The following is a 19,167-nucleotide window of genomic DNA, read 5'->3' on the forward strand; positions in this document are numbered from 1 at the left end:
CCGCTGCTGCCAGCCACCCGCGACACTCTGTTTATACCGCTACCAGGCGCACACTCGCGCCTTCACCAACGCCCAGGGCTTCGGCGGCTGCCAGGTCCAGGGTCACCGGTTTGCCCGGCGCGTAGTCCAGCTCCAGCATGACCGCGCGGTAATCCTGCAACTGCGCGTTGCTCACCAGGTACTGGCGGCCGACCCCCTTGACCATCTCGCCGATCTTCACCGGCACCACGCGGCTCTGGGCGATCGAGCGAATGCCCGAGACCCGTGCGTGCAACGTTGGGCCGCCGTCGAAGATGTCGATGTAGTGGTCGGTCTCGAAGCCTTCGCGCATCAGGATGTCGAAGGTGATCTGGGCACGCGGGTGCACCTGGCCCATGGCTTCCTGGGCTTCGTCCGGCAACAACGGCACGTAGATCGGGTAATGCGGCATCAGCTCGGCGAGGAACGTACGGCTTTTCAGCCCGCACAGGCGCTCGGCGGCGGCGTAGTTGAGGTCGAAGAAGTTGCGGCCAATGGCGTCCCAGAACGGCGAATCACCGTGCTCGTCGCTGTAGCCGACAATCTCGGTCACCACCGAGTCGGCAAAGCGCTCGGGGTGGCTGGCGACGAACAACAGGCGGCCACGGGAATTGAGTTCCGACCACGGCGAGCCGACCAGCTCCGGCACCACGTAGAAGCTGGTGAGCAGGCTGTTGCCGGTGAGGTCGTGGCACTGGGAAAGCACGTGGATCTTGTTGTGGATCTTCAGCTCGCGGGAGGCGTGCACGAAGGTCTCGTTACGAAAACTGTAGAACGGCTCCGAGTAACCGGCCGAGGCGACGATGGCCGAGCAGCCGGCGAGCTTGCCGGTCTCGGTGTCTTCGAGCACGAAGAAATAGCTTTCTTCACCGTTGAAACTCACCTCGGCCGCGAAGGACGCTTCGCTGGCGGCGATCTTGTCGCTCAGGCGTTCCACATCATCCGGCAAGGAGGTGACACCAATCGGGCTATCCGCAGCCAGACGCTGTACCTCGCCCAGATCAGCCATTTGCGCGGGGCGCATCACCAGCATGGTGTCACTCCTTAACTCTAGAACTCACAGGAAAAAAATACCGAACAGGTCAGGAACACCCCATATCTTCATGTGGGGCATATTCCAGTGTGGGAGGGGGCTTGCCCCCGATAGCGGTGTATCAGTCACCAGATGCATCAACTGACAGATTGCTATCGGGGGCAAGCCCCCTCCCACATTTGATCCGGTCCGACAGACAGATATGTATCAGGCTTGGGTCAGCGTTTTTACCGCACGCTCGAAGCGATCCAGGCCTTCGTTGATGTCCGCGTCTTCCACCACCAGGCTCGGCGCAAAACGCACCACGTCAGGGCCGGCTTGCAGGATCATCAGGTTTTCTTTCTCGGCCGCGTTGAACACGTCCTTGGCCTTGCCTTTGAACGCATCGCTCAGTACGCAACCGATCAGCAGGCCCATGCCACGCACTTCGGTGAAGATGCCGTACTGCTTGCCGATCTGCTCCAGGCGCGCCTTGAACAGGTCGTGCTTGGCGTTGACGCCGGCCAGCACCTCAGGGGTGTTGATCACGTCGATGACCGCTTCGGCCACCGCGCACGCCAGCGGGTTGCCGCCGTAGGTGGTGCCGTGGGTACCGACCACCAGGTGCTTGGCCAGGTCTTCACGGGTAAGCATCGCCGCAATCGGGAAACCGCCGCCCAGGCTCTTGGCGCTGGTGAGGATGTCGGGCACCACGCCGTAGTGCTGGTAGGCAAACAGATGGCCGCTGCGGCCCATGCCGGTCTGCACTTCGTCGAACACCAGCAGCGCATTGTTGGCGTCGCACAGTTCGCGGGCACCTTGCAGGTAAGCCAGCTCGGCCGGCAGTACGCCGCCTTCGCCCTGGATCGGTTCCAGTACCACGGCGCAGGTCTTGTCCGACACGGCGGCTTTCAGCGCAGCCAGGTCGTTATAAGGGACGTGGATGATGCCGGTGATTTTAGGTCCGAAACCATCGGAGTACTTCGACTGGCCACCGACGTTGACGGTGAACAGGGTACGGCCGTGGAAGCTGTTCAGCGCGGCAATGATCTCGTACTTCTCGCTGCCGAAACGGTCGAACGCCACGCGACGGGCCAGCTTGAACGCGGCCTCGTTGGCTTCGGCGCCGGAGTTGCAGAAGAACACACGCTCGGCAAACGTGGCGTCGATCAGCTTATGGGCCAGGCGCAGGGCCGGCTCGTTGGTGAAGACGTTGGAGACGTGCCACAGCTTGTTGGCCTGTTCGGTCAGTGCACCGACCAGCGCGGGGTGGGCGTGGCCCAACACGTTGACCGCGATGCCGCCGGCAAAGTCGATCAGCTCGCGACCCGCCTGGTCCCATACACGGGAACCTGCGCCACGCACGGGGATGAATGCGGCAGGTGCGTAGTTGGGAACCATGACCTGGTCGAAATCGGCACGTTGCACCGGGGCTTGCTCAACGGACATCGGAGTCTCCTGAAGAGGAACGCCTGCCTGGAACTGGCGGGCGATGCAGGGATTGTAAGGACAGTTTTCAGCGCGGCCTTGCCGCCAAGCGACAACTTCTTATAGCGCCAACCCCCGTTTTACGCGGGTTTACGCCAATGCGACAAATAGCGTCGCAATGGCGCAGTTTAAACGGATGCAGGGGTTTTCGGCAGTATGCAGGGAAGTTGTTCGATGGACGCGACACACCGCGCCAATCGTATTCACCCCACGTCAACCACGCTCGGACGGCACCGACGAGAGTTCGAACGGGCTGCTGCTGCGCCGCTGGTTGCGGTCTTCACGCGGGGTGGCGCCGAAGAAGTTGCGGTAGGCGCTGGAGAAGTGCGGCCCCGAGGAGAAGCCGCAGGACAGGCCGATCTGGATGATCGACTTGCTGGTTTGCATGAGCATCTGGCGGGCCTTGTTCAGGCGCAGTTCCAGGTAGTACTGGCTGGGAACGCGATTGAGGTATTGCTTGAAGATCCGCTCCAGTTGCCGTCGCGACACGCACACATGCTGGGCGATTTCGTCGGTGGTCAGCGGCTCTTCGATATTGGCTTCCATCAGCAACACTGCCTGGGTCAGCTTCGGATGGCTGGAGCCCAGGCGGTTCTGCAGCGGGATGCGCTGGCGCTCGCCGCCTTCGCGAATGCGCTCCACCACCAGCTCTTCCGACACCGCACCGGCCAGTTCGGCACCGTGGTCACGGGCCAGCACCGCCAGCAACAGGTCGAGTACCGACATACCGCCGCAGGCGGTCAGGCGATCACGGTCCCAGTCGAACAGATGGCTGGTGGCGATGACCTTGGGGAAACGCTCGGCAAAATCATCCTGCCAACGCCAGTGCACGGCGGCACGGTAGCCGTCGAGCAGGCCGAGCTGGGCCAACGGGTAGACACCGGCCGACAAGCCGCCGATCACACAACCGGCGCGCACCAACTGCTTGAGGGCGGTACTCAGTTGCGAGGCGATCACGGCAGGCGGCTCGTCCGCCAGCAGGAACAGTTTCTGGAAGCCTTCCAGCTTGCCGGCCCACGGTTCACCCGGCAGTTGCCAGGCGCCTTCGGTGGCCGGCTCTGCGAGCAAAAACGACAGCTCGTAGACCACCTCCGGATGCACCCGCTGAGCAACGCGCAAGGCCTCCTCAGCCAGCGCAAGCGTGAGTGCTTTTGTGCTGGGCCAAATCAGGAAACCAATTTTGTGGGCGGTCATGGAGTGCTATCCGAAGCGAGTAACAGTAATGAAGACAGAGGCCAATGCTAGCCCGTAAACCAACACAAAGCTTAAAAACGATAAAGACCTGCTTTCCTGTAGGAGCGAGCTTGCTCGCGAAAAACCTGAGAACACCACGGGGCATCAGGCTTCCCGCGTTATCGTTGACGATCTTCGCGAGCGAGCTCGCTCCTACAGGGGGGAGCAGCGGCCTTGATTATTTCAAGCTGCCGGACAGGAACTGCTGCAACCGCTCGGACTGCGGGTTGACCAGCACTTCCCGCGGGTTGCCACGCTCTTCGACGATGCCTTTGTGCAAGAACACCAGCTGGTTCGACACTTCACGGGCAAAGCCCATTTCGTGGGTCACCACCACCATGGTGCGGCCTTCCTGGGCCAGGTCCTGCATGACCTTGAGCACTTCGCCCACCAGCTCGGGGTCGAGGGCCGAGGTGGGTTCGTCGAACAGCATCACCTCCGGTTCCATCGCCAGGGCTCGGGCAATCGCCACGCGCTGCTGCTCGCCACCGGACATATGGCCCGGGAACGCATCCTTGCGATGGCCCACGCCGACCTTGGCCAGGTAGTGCTCGGCCTTTTCACGGGCGTCTTTTTTCGACATGCCCAGCACGTGCACCGGGGCTTCCATCACGTTTTCAATCGCGGTCATGTGCGACCACAGGTTGAAATGCTGGAACACCATCGACAGGCGCGAGCGCATGCGTTGCAGCTGCTTAGGGTCGGCGGCCTTCATGGCGCCGTCCTTGTTGGCCACCAGTTTCAGCTCTTCGTTATTGAGCAGGATCTTGCCCGCGTGGGGTTGCTCCAGCAGGTTGATGCAACGCAAAAAGGTACTTTTGCCCGAGCCACTGGAACCGATGATGCTGATCACATCGCCGGCTGCGGCGGCCAGGGACACGCCTTTGAGCACTTCATGACTGCCATAGCGTTTATGCAGGTCTTGGACTTCAAGCTTGTACATGCGGTCGGTTCTCACAAAAACAGGTGGTCAGTCGTTGAGCAAGCGCCCGTGACGCAGCGCTTCGCGCCCCGCCACCTTGGCCAGCCAGAAACCCGCTTGGGCATAACGTAGCCGTTCAACGGCAAACAACACCCCCGAGGTGCCTGCGCAGATAATGCTCACGCGGTCTTCCAGGGGATCAATCACTTCAAAAATCGGCTCGCCCTTCTCGATCCAGTCGCCGGCTTTACGCAGGTAACTGATCACCCCGGCGTGGGGCGCAAACAGCAATTCGGTGCCTTCGAAGGGCATGCCTTCGCACGGTTCGTGTTGCGGCGCCGGCCATTCGCCCTTGATCAGGCCTTGCTCGGCAAGAAACGCGAGGATGCCTTCGGCGTGGAAGATCGCTTCGTCACGGCCGGTGTCCGCCTGACCGCCCAATTCCAGGGTTGTCGCCAGGCAGGCCAGCGGGATCTGTGCGTCGGGGAAGGCGCGAGACAACCGCAGCCACGGCAACGAGCAGGCCTCATCGAACGAGCTGCCACCGGAATCTTCCGCGAGCAGACCGACTTTCACATTCAAGTGCGCCGACAGCGAACGCCACTGCGGCCAGTGCTGGGGCAGCGCGTACATGTGCAGTGCGGCTTCGGCGTCGCAGTGCAGGTCGAGGACAATGTCGGCGCTGCACGCATGGCTCAGCAGGATGCGCTGCATGCCTTGCAACTGGCTGCTCGGCTCGGGCAATGCGTTGAGCGCATCGGCCATCGCCTGGCGAATCATGCGCACGTTGGCGTGAGCATCATCCCCCAGCTTGCCTGTGAGCAACTCGGCCACCGGCTCGCTCAACTCAACGAAATCGCGGTTGAAATTCTTGCCGCTGCCCACTTCGAAACGGCCCTGATGGCTGCCTTGCAGCAACTGGCCCAGGCCCATCGGGTTGGCCACCGGCACCAGCTCGATCACGCCGTTGAGGGCACCTTGCGCTTCAAGTTCAGCGAGGCGTTTTTTCAGTTCCCACGCGGCGCGCATGCCGGGCAATTCATCGGCGTGCAGGCTGGCCTGGATATAGGCCTTGCGCTCGCCACTGCCGAAACGGAACACGCTCAGCTGGCGCTCGCAGCCCAGGTGGCCCCAGGGCAACAGGTGATCGATACGTTCCATATCAGTGCTTCCGTGGAGCCAGGTAGCTCAGCCAGCGGCGCTCGGCCAATTTGAACAGGCGCACCAGGATAAAGGTCAGGCACAGGTAGAACACGCCGGCGGTGATGTAGGCTTCGAACGGCAGATAAAACTGCGCGTTGACCGTGCGCGCGGCACCGGTGATGTCGATCAGGGTGACGATGGACGCGAGACTGGTGGTCTGCAGCATCATGATCACTTCGTTGCTGTACTGCGGCAGCGCGCGGCGCAGGGCCGACGGCAGCAGGATGCGGCGGTACAGCTTGTAGCGCGACATGCCCATGGCCTTGGCCGCTTCGATCTCGCCATTGGGGGTGGCCTTGAGGCTACCGGCAATGATCTCGGCGGTGTAGGCGCTGGTGTTGATCGCAAAGGCCAGGCACGCGCAGAAGGTCGCACTGGACAGCAGTGGCCACAGGACGCTCTCGCGCACCGCTTCGAACTGCGCCAGGCCGTAGTAGATCAAAAACAGCTGCACCAGCATCGGCGTGCCGCGGATCACGTAGGTGTAGAGCCAGGCCGCACCGTTGACGACCGGTTGCTTGGACACACGCATCAAGCCCAGGGGCAAGGCGGCGAGCAGGCCGAAGAACAGCGAGATGGCGAGCAGTTTCAGGGTGGTCAGCAGGCCGCCAAGGTACAGCGGCATGGCCTCCCAGATGACGTTGTAGTCGAAGATCATAGATCAGCCGCCCTTACGCCTACCGAGTAGCGCTTCTCAAGATGACGCAGGGCCAGCAACGACACACTGGTGATCACCAGGTACATCGCCGCCACTGCGAGGAAGAAGGTAAAAGGCTCGCGGGTGGCATCAGCCGCCTGCTTGGCCTTGAACATCATGTCTTGCAGGCCCACCACCGAGATCAGCGCGGTGGCCTTGGTGAGTACCAGCCAGTTGTTGGTAAACCCGGGGATCGCCAGCCGGATCATCTGCGGCACCATCACCCGGAAAAACACCTGGAAGCTGCTCATGCCATACGCCAGGCCGGCTTCGGCCTGGCCCTTGGGGATGGCCATGAAGGCGCCACGGAAGGTTTCCGACAGGTAGGCGCCAAAGATGAAACCCAGGGTGCCGATACCGGCGGCCAAGGGGTTCAAGTCGATATAGTCGTCATAGCCGAGCATCGGCGCGACGCGGTTGAGCAGGTCCTGACCGCCGTAGAAAATCAGCAGGATCAGCACCAGGTCGGGGATCCCGCGGATCACCGTGGAGTACAAGTCACCCAGCCAGGCCAACCAGCGCACCGGCGACAGGCGTAACGCGACCCCGATCAGACCCAGAACAATGGCCAAGGCCATGGACGACAAGGCGAGCTGAAGCGTCAACCATGCGCCATCGAGGATGACGGCCCCGTAGCCTTTCAACATGATTCAGGTCCTCGAAAAGGGGGATGAAAAAATGGCGCAAACCGCAGGAATTCTGTTGCTTGCGCCATTTCGGACAGACAGCTGCGAATACTTACTTGGCTTCTGGGCCGTAAATATCGAAGTTGAAGTACTTTTTCTCGATTTCTTTGTATTTACCGTTGGCACGGATCGCGGCGATGGCAGCGTTGATGCGGTCCAGGTTTTCCTTGTCGCCCTTGCGTACGGCGATGCCTACGCCGTCGCCGAAGTACTTGACGTCGGTGAATGCCGGGCCGGTGAACGCATAGCCTTTACCGGCTGGCGTATCGAGGAAACCTTCCTGCAACAGGGTGGCGTCGGCCACGGTGCCGTCGAGGCGACCGGCCTCCACGTCCAGGTAGATTTCGTTCTGCGAGCTGTAAGGCACAACGGTGGCGCCTTTAGGTGCCAGGACTTCCTTGGCGAAACGGTCGTGGATCGAACCGCGCTGTACGCCGATCTTCTTGCCTTTGAGTTCATCCAGGCTGTCGCTGACGGCGGTGCCTTCCTTCAATACCAGGCGCGCTGGGGTCAGGTAGTAGCGGTTGGTGAAGTCCACGGACTTCTTGCGGTCTTCGGTGATGGACATGGACGACAGGATCGCGTCGATCTTGCGCACCTTGAGCGCCGGGATCAGGCCGTCGAACTCTTGCTCGACCCAGGTGCACTTGACCTTCATCTCTTCGCACAGGGCGTTGCCGATATCGTAGTCAAAACCGACGATGCTGCCATCCGGCGCCTTCGAGGCAAACGGAGGGTAAGCCGCTTCGATACCAATTTTCAGAGGCTTGCCTTCAGCGAAAGCCTGCATGGACAGCACGGACAGCGCCAGGGCGCCCAACAGCACGAGTTTCTTCATCTTGGGACTCCATCGGTATAGGGCAAAACAGCAGTATGAGCCATGGCCCACGATGCGACTGAGTGAAACCGAATAGCGGTGCTGCGTCCTACACCAATTCAACAGTGGAGACGACGAGCGAGTGATCGGCATTCTAACGACAGGCCGGAAGCCGATATTTCCTCAATGCGACAACAATTTACAGAAGCACTGAGAAAGCGGTTCCAGCACATTGACAGCCTCTGAATTTTATGCAGAGACAAAAGATATTAAACCTGTTGATGCTGCAAATTGCGGGCCTATTATTCGCAAACCCTTCTAGCACGGCAAGTGTGGCGTTTAATCTTATGGCTCGGGGTGTCTAAAGCGCGGTTTTTCGGGGCATAAGCGTAGCCCTTTGCCTCAGGTTTGGGCGGGCGGTTACACATTTGCGCGACTCGGTAACATTCAGAAACCTCCTACGCGAAAAACCGATATTTATTTGACTGGTGGTCATGCGGGTCTGTCAGTTCCTCCTCCATACCCACCTTGGAATGCAATCCAAATGTGGGAGGGGGCTTGCCCCCGATAGCGGTGTTTCAGCTATAGATGAGTTGACTGACCCACTGCTATCGGGGGCAAGCCCCCTCCCACATTGGATCTCCTCCGATTTCAAGCAATCACAAAAAAGCCCCACCCGGCTCACACCGAATGGGGCTTGTCTGACCAGCCCGCCTTACGCGACGTTCATGGTCTTGTGTGTCTCAATCAAATGCGCCACTACGCCCGGGTCCGCCAGGGTGGAAATATCGCCCAGCCCGTCGTACTCGGCCGTGGCAATCTTGCGCAGGATACGGCGCATGATTTTCCCCGAGCGCGTCTTCGGCAATCCCGGTGCCCACTGGATCACGTCCGGCGAGGCAATCGGCCCGATTTCCTTGCGCACCCAGTTCTTCAGCTCCAGGCGCAGGGCTTCGCTGGGCTCTTCGCCATTCTTCAGGGTCACATACACATAGATGCCCTGGCCCTTGATGTCGTGCGGCACACCCACCACCGCCGCTTCGGCGACTTTAGGGTGGGCAACCATGGCGCTTTCGATCTCGGCAGTGCCCATACGGTGGCCGGATACGTTCAACACGTCATCCACACGGCCGGTGATCCACCAGTAGCCATCTTCATCGCGACGGGCGCCGTCACCGGTGAAGTACATGCCACGGAAGGTCTTGAAGTACGTGTCGACAAAACGGTCATGGTCGCCGTACAGGGTACGGGCCTGGCCTGGCCACGAGTCGAGAATCACCAGGTTGCCTTCGGCGGCGCCTTCGATGATGTTGCCCAGGTTGTCCACCAACGCCGGTACCACGCCGAAGAACGGCCGCGCGGCAGAACCCGGCTTGAGTGCATGGGCGCCCGGTAGCGGGCTCATCAGGGTGGCGCCGGTTTCGGTCTGCCACCAGGTGTCGACGATCGGGCAACGGGATTGGCCGACGTTCTTGTAGTACCAGTCCCACGCTTCCGGGTTGATCGGCTCACCCACCGACCCCAACAGGCGCAGGCTGCTGCCATCGACGCCTTCGCAGGCAGCGGTGCCGGACGCCATCATCGCGCGGATCGCGGTCGGGGCGGTGTAGAGGATATTGACCTTGTGCTTGTCGACGATCTTGCCCACCCGGGTGATGTCCGGGTAGTTCGGCACACCTTCGAACAGCAAGGTGGTCGCGCCATTGGCCAGCGGCCCGTAGACAATATAGGTGTGACCGGTGACCCAGCCGACGTCGGCGGTGCACCAGTAGATTTCGCCCGGGCGGTAGTCGAATACACGCTCGTGGGTCAGGGCCGCGTACAACAGGTAGCCGCCGGTGGTGTGCTGCACGCCTTTAGGCTTGCCGGTGGAGCCCGAGGTGTAGAGGATGAACAACGCTTCTTCGGCGCCCATCTCCTTGGGCGCACACACGGTGCCCGCCACCTTCATCAGGTCTTCGTACCAGATGTCGCGATGCTGGTTCCACTTGATCTGGCCATTGGTGCGCTTGCACACGATGACCTTCTGGATGCTGCTGGTTTCCGGGTTGGTCAGCGCGTCGTCGACGTTGGCCTTCAGCGGAATTTTCTTACCGGCGCGAATGCCTTCATCGGCAGTGATCACCACCTTCGACTTACAGTCGATGATGCGACCGGCCAGGGCCTCCGGCGAGAAACCGCCGAACACGACCGAATGGATCGCACCGATGCGGGTACACGCCAGCATGGCGACCACGGCTTCGGGAATCATCGGCATATAGATGGTCACCACGTCGCCGCGGTGCACATCCTGGCCACGCAGGGCGTTGGCGAACTTGCAGACTTCCTCGTGCAGCTCGCGGTAGGTGATGGTGCGGCTCTCGGCCGGGTCATCGCCCTCCCAGATGATCGCCGCCTGGTCGCCACGTTCGGCGAGGTGACGGTCCAGGCAGTTGTAGGAAACGTTCAGGGTGCCATCGGCGAACCACTTGATGTCGACATGGTGATCGTCGAAAGAGGTCTGCTTCACCGCGGTGAAAGGCTTGACCCAGTCAAGGCGCTTGGCTTGCTCGCGCCAGAAACCGTCGGGGTTGACCACCGACTGCTGGTACATGGCCTTGTAGGTTGCCTCGTCGGTCAGCGTGTTGGCTGCTACTTCGGGGCGAACGGGGTACAGGGAAGCCGCACTCATCTTTCTTACCTCGGTGACATAGTTGTTGTTGTATGACCCAGTTGTATCCGGGGTGGGCCTATAGAACCATTCGACGATGGTAGTAACAAGACCCTACAAAATGCCCTGCTATCCCCGTTTGCCGCTCTGGCCCGCAGCCTGCGGGGCTTTGCGGGTGGGTGAAAAAACCTTTACCACGGGATTGTTACAAAAACCGCCAACAGTCTTTATCAAAAGCACGGGTATATGAATATAACCCGCAGGCCTAGAATCACTTCCGCCAACCAAGGCATTGTGATTAACACAACAGTGATTAACAACGTAACAGCCCCCACGAAGGCACGTTAATCCGAACTAACCAATCCTAAGTTACACACGTGGCCTCACAAGGGCCCCGTGACCCCTTTCGCCCTGAAGAAGGTAAGTAAAGAAATGAAAGCTCTCGTAGTTATGGCCCTCAGCAGCTTGTGCGCCACCGCCGCCCTGGCCGACGAGGCCCCGACCGAGCTGGCCGGCCAGAACGCCCCGATTGTTGAGGACTACACCTATAGCACCAAGCTGGATGTGGCCAAAGTATTGTCCATGAGCACGATCCCGGAAGTTTGCGAAGTTGTACCGGTAAAGATGGAATATGAGGATTCCCAGGGTCAGCGCCATATCCTTAATTACCATGTCATGGGTAATGGCTGCTCTAACGGATAACAACTTCGTTAGTTGGAACAGACCCGGATCTTATTCGCCGCAAGAAATCGTTCTTGCGGCAAAGAACCGGTCCTCCCTTCCTTACCTCAAAAAGCCCTCCCCTCTTCCCCACAATAAATAGCCCACCGCCCGTCAAAAATTTCCTACCCCACCAACCCCCCGCAAACCCTCACTCTGGCTCAGATAGCCGCCTTTTTGTCTCTGATCCGAGACCATCCGCCGCAACACAAAGCCGAATTTTTCCCTATAATGCGCGGGTAAATCGGGCCTGCAATATCCCTTTACACAGGGGACGAAGAGCCAGACCTTGAGCCTGCGCTGGAGTATGCATCCACCGCTCCGCCCCTCAAGCCTCATGCAGTACCCGTTACCCAATTCCGTTTATTTGCCTGCGCGAGCTGTTGCAACAAACGATTCCTTAAGATCCACCGCGGCCCGAGGGCCGTGTGAACACCCAACCATCCGGTTTCACACGGGCACCTTTGAGCCCTCACGCAGGAGACGACACGTCATGCTGAGCTGGGACGAATTCGACAAAGAAGAAGACGGCGAAGTAGCCACCAAAGGCGCCAACGCCGGCCACGCCACCGAAGCCAACATGGACCGCCTCGACGGTGCCGGCGCCGCTGCCGCCATCGAAGCCCGCGCCGTCACCGCCAGTGACTCCGCCGCCATCGTGCGCGCCAAGGCCGCCCTGGACAAACTCGACGTCGCCGAAGGCCTCGCCGAACTCGAAGGCGCCTCCGCCCGCGTCGCCGTTGACGAAAAGCGCATGATCAACTGCCGCGCCGACCTCAACCAACTCGTGCCCTTCAAGTACGACTGGGCCTGGCAGAAATACCTCGACGGCTGCGCCAACCACTGGATGCCGCAAGAGGTCAACATGACCGCCGACATCGCCCTGTGGAAAAACCCCGAAGGCCTGACCGACGACGAACGCCGCATCGTCATGCGCAACCTCGGCTTCTTCTCCACCGCCGACTCCCTGGTCGCCAACAACCTGGTCCTGGCCGTGTACCGCCTGATCACCAACCCGGAGTGCCGCCAGTACATCCTGCGCCAGGCCTTCGAAGAAGCGATCCACACCCACGCCTACCAGTACTGCATCGAATCGTTGGCCATGGATGAAGGCGAGATCTTCAACATGTACCACGAGATCCCATCGGTGGCTAAGAAGGCAGCCTGGGGCCTGAAATACACCCGCTCGATCTCCGATCCGAAGTTCGAAACCGGCACCGTCGACACCGACAAGGAACTGCTGCGCAACCTGGTCGCCTACTACTGCGTGCTGGAAGGCATCTTCTTCTATTGCGGCTTCACCCAGATCCTGTCCATGGGCCGCCGCAACAAAATGACCGGCGTTGCCGAACAGTTCCAGTACATCCTGCGCGATGAATCGATGCACCTGAACTTCGGTATCGATGTGATCAACCAGATCAAGATCGAAAACCCGCATTTGTGGGATGCCGAGATGAAGGAAGAAGCGACCCAGATGATCCTGCAGGGGACTCAGCTGGAGATTGAATATGCGCGGGATACCATGCCGCGCGGTGTGCTGGGGATGAACGCGGCGATGATGGAGGATTACCTCAAGTTCATCGCTAACCGTCGCCTGTCGCAGATTGGGTTGAAGGAAGAGTATCCAGGCACGACCAACCCGTTCCCGTGGATGAGTGAAATCATGGACTTGAAGAAAGAGAAGAATTTCTTTGAGACTCGGGTTATTGAGTATCAGACGGGTGGTGCGCTTAGCTGGGATTGATGATACGGTAGATTTGTTGTAGATCGCGCTTTACCTGAGCATGGATGTTGGGGTAGCGAAAATAGAGACCCCGCCATTGCGGGGTTTTTCTATTTTATAAGGACATCCAGTGAGCGAGTCAGTACACAACCCTGATCAATATATGTTTGGTTTCCGCCAGGTAATCACTAACGGAAAGAAAAAAATCGGACTGCTTTTAGGGGCCGGCGCTCCATTTAGTATAAATGTTGGAGGGGACGGTCCTTGGCAACCGCTGATTCCGAACGTAGTAGGCTTGACCAAAACGATCAAAGACAACTTAGAGAAAGATGATCTAACAGTATTTAACCTAATAGAAGAGTCAATACCGGATAGAAACTTTGAAAAAGTTCTTTCAAAAATAAGAACTCTTGCAGACGTCATTGGTAGTTCTACAGTCCACGATTACGACAGCAAAAAATTCTCACAGCTAACCGAAAACATCTGCAACGCCATTAAACAGGTGGTAAACAAAGATCTGCCAGCTGGAAAAAACCCATACTCAGAATTAATATCTTGGATAAATGGAATAAAAAGACGATACGGCGTTGAAATCTTTACTACCAATTATGATTTATTACTAGAACAAGCACTTGAAAGAGTCAAGACCCCCTACTTTGATGGCTTTAGCGGATCAAGAAACGCTTTCTTCGACCCTTCAAGTATTTCACGAAACGATCTACCACCACGCTGGGTTAGATTATGGAAACTACATGGATCGATAGGCTGGGAAATCAGTGAAAACCAGGAGGTAATTAGACTACCATTTTCAACAAACACAAACATGGTCTATCCCTCCCACATAAAATACGACCAGACCCAAGCCGCTCCATTCTCTTCATTATTCGAACGATTCAAAAACTTTTTAAATGAAAGTGACACACTTACCATAGCATCCGGCTTCTCATTTGCTGATGCGCACATATCTTCAAAAATAACTGAAAGTCTTATAGCGAATCCCTCAACTGCATTATTTGCATTTCAATATAACAACTTAGAAAAAGAACCTCACGCACGTGAAATCGCATTTAACTGCCCCAACTTCAGTTTATTCTGTCGAGATGGCGCAATAATAAACGGAGTTGAGGCACCTTGGAGGACAGGAATATTACCCGCCAAAAACTGGCAATCTATTAGAGATGAATATTTTAAAAATAAAGAATTTCAACTTGGCGACTTTAATGCCCTAACCCGTTTCCTAGCGACAGCAGGCGGTGATTTCGGATTTGAGATAGAAAGTTCCACTCCTGCCCTAAAAGAGGAACAACAGTCCGATCTTGACCTCCAACTTTCTGTCGTAGATGATCCGAAAAATGATTAAAAATCCGACATACATGGGCAGCATAAGTTCAGTTTCCAGCTCTTCTATAATAGTAGAACTCGCGGAATCTATGGAGTCAGGAATTATAATAATTGAGGGTAAGAACTATAGAATTGGTCAAGTCGGAAGCTTCATTAAAATACCTATAGGTTACAATCAGCTTTTTGGCGTAACTTCAGAGTCAAATGAGTCTTCTGGCAACGAAGATGAAAATATAATACCCAAAGGCCGCCGCTGGATAAAAGTTGAACTAGTCGGCGAAATGATAGGTGGTGAATTTGATCGAGGAATTAGCGAATATCCGAGCATCGGAGATGACGTACATGTTGTGGTAGATAGCGACTTAAAGAAAATTTTTGGATTGTCCTCAACTGGTCAATTTACCATCGGCAAACTCTCAAGTTCTGATGGAATTGACGTGAGTCTAGACTTAGACAAATTGGTTTCTCGCCACTCGGCAATTCTGGGATCAACAGGCTCAGGTAAATCAACCAGCACAGCGTCCATCATCAGATCACTCGTCACAAAAAACGAAGCGATAAGCCTGCCGTCCTCTAGGATTTTGTTAATAGACATTCATGGCGAGTACGAATCAGCCCTTGGAGATATAGCAAAGGTATTCTCGGTTCTTCCCGACAGCAAAAACCCTCTTTATATTCCATACTGGTGCGTCTCACCAGAAAGCTTACTGGAATTTTTATGTGGAAATTTAACAGAAAGTCAGAAAACCCAATATTTAGACAAAACCATTGATGAAAAAAAGCTTTCTATAAAAACAAATAAAATAAAGAATACGCTAGAAGAATCAGTCAATACACTTTCCCCTTTACCCTATCGAATAAAAAAAATATGGCATGAGTTATATTCCGATGACACCGTAAACTGGCAAGAGAAAGAACATGTAAGGCCCGCTTTCGCTGAAAACGGAGAAGGTGACGCCGAAAAACTAATCCCTCCACGCTTTCTACCGCCTGCGACGGGAGGAGCCGCTCCTTATAAAGGCGGTCCGGGATCAATGAAGAGACAGCTGGAGCTGATGAAATCCAGATTGCTAGATTCGCAATATTCGTTTCTATTGAACCCTGGACCCTGGTCCCCAGACAAAGATGGAATTATTAGTAAAGATTTAGACCAATTACTTATGGACTGGCTAGGGCACGACAAACCCATTACAATTTTAGATCTTTCAGGAATGCCTTCCACTCGCCTAAGCCTATTACTGGGCTCTATCCTAGATATACTTTTCGAATCATCAATATGGGGAAAAAACCTTAATACTGGTATGAGAAAGCGCCCTCTACTGGTAGTACTCGAGGAAGCCCATAGATACTTATCAAAAAAAGAAGATGGACTAGCAAAACAAATGGTCCAACGCATAGCAAAAGAAGGCAGAAAGTTTGGTGTCGGGGCAATGATAGTAAGTCAGCGACCTTCAGAAATCGATGAAACAATTCTATCTCAATGCGGAACAATTATTGCCTTAAGAATTAATAATTCTACTGATCGCAGCATAGTAAAGTCCGCAATGTCAGAGGGTCTAGCTGGTATCATCGACTCGCTTCCTATACTACGAACAGGTGAAGCGATTATAGTAGGCGAAGCCGCAAAACTCCCGACAAGATGTCGTATAAATATACTCCCCTCAAACAAGTACCCCAACAGCAAAGACCCAGAAGTCTCAAAGAATTGGGCGAAGGATAGAGCTGTAGAAAATTATGAGCCATTAGTATCGGCCTGGCGAAACCAGGTAATTAGAAAGGAAGAAATATAAATGGAAAGAACCCCAGTAAGCTCCAGCAATATTGCAAGTGTTGGGTACGACGCTGCTACCTCCTCACTCCAAATTGAGTTTCTTAGTGGAAAAGTCTACGAGTATTATGACGTCCCAGAAAGTGAATTTGATAGTTTGGTAAATGCTGGCTCCCCCGGAGGTTACTTTCATGCGAACATAAAGAACATTTATAGCTATAACGAAATCTGAAACACTATAAAGTAGCCCAAAGATAAATTTAATTTACCCGCGCTCTCAGTCTTGACCGAACCCCTGGAAGCCAATAGGCTTCCAGCTTGGTGCCTAAGAAACACCTCACACAGCGGACTGACCGCACCCGACAGTAGCGGCTTTTTTGTGCCTACGGTTGCCCCGTGGGCATCGAAAATCTCTGTTATGCCGGGAGTGGGCTAATACAAGACCCGAAAGGGGAATATGTCCGGCCCTCTGTGTGGGGTTTCTTAACTCCCGGCACCCAGCCCTAAGAAAGCTGACATCACACAGAGGTAATGGAAAATGCCTAGAATTTTCACCTTCCTTGCGAAGGCTATCTACTGCGTAAGAGCCATCCTTCAAGGTAAGAGCCATCCTTCAAGCACTTCCCAACCCGGAGGTGTGCCATGTATGACCCTTTTGTCCCCACCGTCTTTACCCGTCAAAACCTTCCTTTGCACGCCCTCCTTCTGGAAAACCAACCCTGGTTTTGCGCTCGCGAACTTGGGCGTTTGATGGGCTGGTACCTGGATGAACGAACGACGCGCAAACTCGATGAAGACCAACGAAGAACCGTAAAACTGCTGTTCCACGGTCAGCCGGAAGAAATGCTGATGATTAGCGAGTCCGGTGCATACGCGTTGCTGGTCTATCACTACACACCTGGGAATCGCCTACTGCGTAGCTGGCTCACCCATGAAGTCGTCCCGACTTTGCGCGACGAGCGTCAGCCCCGAACGGTGGAGCGACCACTATTGAGCATGTTGGATTGGCCGGAGATGTCGTTGAACCTGCTGCACTGGCAGGATGAAGGCTGGATTCGCCTCCGAGATATGCCATATCTGTTGGTTAATCGAACCTATCGGAAAGAGTCAGCAAGGACTCCGTGGTGGCGCAAGGTCACTCAACCTTTCCGAATGAAGCAGCGAATCTACTAACGCGGACGACCGCCAAATCCTACCAATGCGTAGGAAATTTCGTAGACGCAATAATGGCTACTCAGTATCGTCCGAGGGTTTTCTACCCTCGGCGGCTGTATGGATATTACGAAAGACAACACGGACTGGAACGACGCGGAGTTGGCGGCAGCGGTCGAGGCTTACTTGAAGATGTTGGCCAGGGAAAAGAACGGCCAGCCTTTCAACAAAGCGCTCGAAAACCGCCTCTTGCGCGAGGGGCCGATAGCCGGTCGTGCAAAAGGCTCCGTAGAGTTCCGCATGCTAAACATCTCTACCGTTCTTATCCGTATGGGCCTGGAGCCGATAAAAGGCTTTAAGCCCGCGAAGAACGTAGGCTCAGGCGTCGAACAACGCATCCGCCAAGCGCTTGCCGCACAGGGTGTATTCGAATCCGAAGACGCCGCCCAAACAGCAGACGAGCAAACGCTTATCCGCCGCGCGTCCAAACTGCAGCAACAACCGTTCACTCAGCTACCGGACGGCATTGCCCAGCCGCAGAAGGTCTCGACCGTCAGCACCGCTTTTGTTCGCGACCCAAAGGTACGCGCCTGGGTGCTGAAAGAAGCCAACGGCATCTGCGAAGGCTGCAGCGCTAACGCGCCGTTTGAGGTCGACGGTTTGCCATTTCTTGAAGTACATCACGTCAAGCACCTGGCCCAGAAGGGTTCGGATCGCATCACCAATGCTGTAGCCTTGTGCCCCAATTGCCATCAGCGTTGTCACCGGTCGAGTGACCGGGAGGCTTTCACCGAGGGGCTTTACGCCAAGGTCGGAAGATTGGCACGGGAGTAGACTCCTGCTGTCACACCTGATGCACGCTCAAAAAATACTAGATAGGACCGAGGCCAACCCGTGAACCCAGACATGCTCGAAGCCGGCCCTGTGGATGCCAAAGTACTCTCCGTCTTTGACTTCGACGGCACCCTCACCCACCACGACAGTTTCGTGCCCTTCCTCAAGTTTGCCTTTGGCACCGGCGAGTTTTATGGCCGGATGGTCAAGCTGGCGGTGCCTGGGCTGCGCTTTTTGGTGCGGCAGATCAGCCGGGATGAGTTGAAGGCGCAGTTGATCCGCACCTTTATGACCGGGGTGGAGAAGACGTGGGTGCAGCAGAAGGCCGAGGAGTATTGCCAGCGCAATTGGGCACGATTGATGCGCCCGGCCGGGGTGTTGTCGGTGGAGCAGGAGTTGGGCTCGGGGGCGGTGGTGACGCTGTGTTCGGCGTCGCCGGCGTTGGTGTTGCAGCCGTTTGCTGATCGGCTCGGGATCAAGTTGATTGGCACCGAGCTTGAGGTGGTCGACGGGGTGTTGACCGGCAAGCTCACCGGGAATAACTGCCGGTGTGAGAATAAGGTGCTAAGGCTGGAAGCGGTGTATGGCGATTTGGGCGAATATCGACTGCGGGCCTGGGGCGATACGCGTGGGGATCGGGAGTTGTTGGCGGCGGCGCAGGATGCGCATTTTCGGCATTTTCATGCGAAGAAGAAAAAGCGGGCTCGGTTGCAGCGGTGATGCGGGGGGGCGCAGAACCTGGCGGCGTTCGGTGGGGCAATGAGCCCGGTGATATGCGGGTATCTGCTGATCAACGCGCCGCCGGCCAGCATGTTCTATGCCTTGGGTGCACTCACGGCGATAGGTGGGACCTTGTGCTTCCTGAGCGGACGGCGGGTTGCAGGTTCTAGCTGATATTTGCGC

The 19,167-nt window shown here is 56.4% G+C and carries 17 protein-coding genes and 1 pseudogene; 9 read left to right on the plus strand and 9 right to left on the minus strand.

Annotated features, from left to right (window positions below):
- Positions 1 to 31 precede the first annotated feature (31 nt).
- The 9 genes from aruF to acs all read right to left on the minus strand — a co-directional run bounded on the left by aruF (position 32) and on the right by acs (position 10,747).
- Positions 32 to 1,051: an arginine/ornithine succinyltransferase subunit alpha gene (gene aruF / locus AC07OT_RS07740; RefSeq protein WP_098478880.1), complete on the minus strand. Its 1,020-nt coding sequence runs from the start codon at positions 1,049 to 1,051 to the stop codon at positions 32 to 34.
- Between the two features lie 207 nt (positions 1,052 to 1,258).
- Positions 1,259 to 2,479, minus strand: coding sequence for an aspartate aminotransferase family protein (locus AC07OT_RS07745; RefSeq protein ID WP_495107823.1), 1,221 nt, complete (start codon positions 2,477 to 2,479; stop codon positions 1,259 to 1,261).
- 252 nt (positions 2,480 to 2,731) lie between these two features.
- Entirely contained in the window at positions 2,732 to 3,712 is a 981-nt protein-coding gene (argR, locus tag AC07OT_RS07750) for a transcriptional regulator ArgR (protein ID WP_027607764.1), read from the minus strand.
- Positions 3,713 to 3,929: 217 nt separating this feature from the next.
- Entirely contained in the window at positions 3,930 to 4,694 is a 765-nt protein-coding gene (locus AC07OT_RS07755) for an ABC transporter ATP-binding protein (protein ID WP_124528187.1), read from the minus strand.
- 27 nt (positions 4,695 to 4,721) lie between these two features.
- The gene (locus tag AC07OT_RS07760) at positions 4,722 to 5,834 is read right to left on the minus strand and encodes a succinylglutamate desuccinylase/aspartoacylase family protein (RefSeq protein ID WP_495107824.1); all 1,113 of its coding nucleotides are present in this window, start codon (positions 5,832 to 5,834) and stop codon (positions 4,722 to 4,724) included.
- A 1-nt stretch (position 5,835) separates the two neighbouring features.
- Complete coding sequence (locus AC07OT_RS07765; RefSeq protein ID WP_065939097.1) at positions 5,836 to 6,534, minus strand: ABC transporter permease; 699 nt, start codon at positions 6,532 to 6,534, stop codon at positions 5,836 to 5,838.
- Positions 6,531 to 7,220 (minus strand): ABC transporter permease, encoded by a 690-nt coding sequence (locus tag AC07OT_RS07770; RefSeq protein ID WP_010208305.1) that lies wholly within the window; start codon positions 7,218 to 7,220, stop codon positions 6,531 to 6,533. The genes AC07OT_RS07765 and AC07OT_RS07770 overlap by 4 nt, the downstream gene beginning before the upstream one ends.
- Before the next feature lie 91 nt (positions 7,221 to 7,311).
- Positions 7,312 to 8,097, minus strand: coding sequence for an ABC transporter substrate-binding protein (locus tag AC07OT_RS07775; RefSeq protein ID WP_027607761.1), 786 nt, complete (start codon positions 8,095 to 8,097; stop codon positions 7,312 to 7,314).
- A gap of 694 nt (positions 8,098 to 8,791) precedes the next feature.
- Positions 8,792 to 10,747: an acetate--CoA ligase gene (acs, locus tag AC07OT_RS07780; protein WP_027607760.1), complete on the minus strand. Its 1,956-nt coding sequence runs from the start codon at positions 10,745 to 10,747 to the stop codon at positions 8,792 to 8,794.
- A gap of 411 nt (positions 10,748 to 11,158) precedes the next feature.
- Here acs and AC07OT_RS07785 point away from each other — a divergent pair, with 411 nt between their 5' ends.
- The 9 genes and pseudogenes from AC07OT_RS07785 to AC07OT_RS07825 form a co-directional block, all read left to right on the plus strand.
- Complete coding sequence (locus AC07OT_RS07785) at positions 11,159 to 11,428, plus strand: DUF2790 domain-containing protein (protein WP_027607759.1); 270 nt, start codon at positions 11,159 to 11,161, stop codon at positions 11,426 to 11,428.
- A 511-nt stretch (positions 11,429 to 11,939) separates the two neighbouring features.
- Positions 11,940 to 13,190, plus strand: coding sequence for a ribonucleotide-diphosphate reductase subunit beta (locus AC07OT_RS07790; RefSeq protein ID WP_024077017.1), 1,251 nt, complete (start codon positions 11,940 to 11,942; stop codon positions 13,188 to 13,190).
- 109 nt (positions 13,191 to 13,299) lie between these two features.
- Positions 13,300 to 14,529: an SIR2 family protein gene (locus AC07OT_RS07795; protein WP_495107825.1), complete on the plus strand. Its 1,230-nt coding sequence runs from the start codon at positions 13,300 to 13,302 to the stop codon at positions 14,527 to 14,529.
- Positions 14,522 to 16,300, plus strand: coding sequence for an ATP-binding protein (locus AC07OT_RS07800; RefSeq protein ID WP_495107826.1), 1,779 nt, complete (start codon positions 14,522 to 14,524; stop codon positions 16,298 to 16,300). The genes AC07OT_RS07795 and AC07OT_RS07800 overlap by 8 nt, the downstream gene beginning before the upstream one ends.
- Positions 16,301 to 16,510, plus strand: coding sequence for a KTSC domain-containing protein (locus tag AC07OT_RS07805; protein WP_495107827.1), 210 nt, complete (start codon positions 16,301 to 16,303; stop codon positions 16,508 to 16,510). It abuts the gene before it with no gap.
- A 410-nt stretch (positions 16,511 to 16,920) separates the two neighbouring features.
- Positions 16,921 to 17,451 (plus strand): BRO-N domain-containing protein, encoded by a 531-nt coding sequence (locus AC07OT_RS07810; protein WP_495107828.1) that lies wholly within the window; start codon positions 16,921 to 16,923, stop codon positions 17,449 to 17,451.
- Between the two features lie 99 nt (positions 17,452 to 17,550).
- Positions 17,551 to 18,264 (plus strand): HNH endonuclease, encoded by a 714-nt coding sequence (locus AC07OT_RS07815; protein ID WP_495107829.1) that lies wholly within the window; start codon positions 17,551 to 17,553, stop codon positions 18,262 to 18,264.
- 72 nt (positions 18,265 to 18,336) lie between these two features.
- Positions 18,337 to 18,984 (plus strand): HAD-IB family hydrolase, encoded by a 648-nt coding sequence (locus AC07OT_RS07820; RefSeq protein ID WP_043293519.1) that lies wholly within the window; start codon positions 18,337 to 18,339, stop codon positions 18,982 to 18,984.
- 6 nt (positions 18,985 to 18,990) lie between these two features.
- Positions 18,991 to 19,158: pseudogene (locus tag AC07OT_RS07825) on the plus strand (MFS transporter); the annotation flags it as partial.
- Between the last annotated feature and the right edge of the window lie 9 nt (positions 19,159 to 19,167).

The sequence above is a fragment of the Pseudomonas sp. GW821-FHT09C10 genome (genome assembly GCF_059418085.1).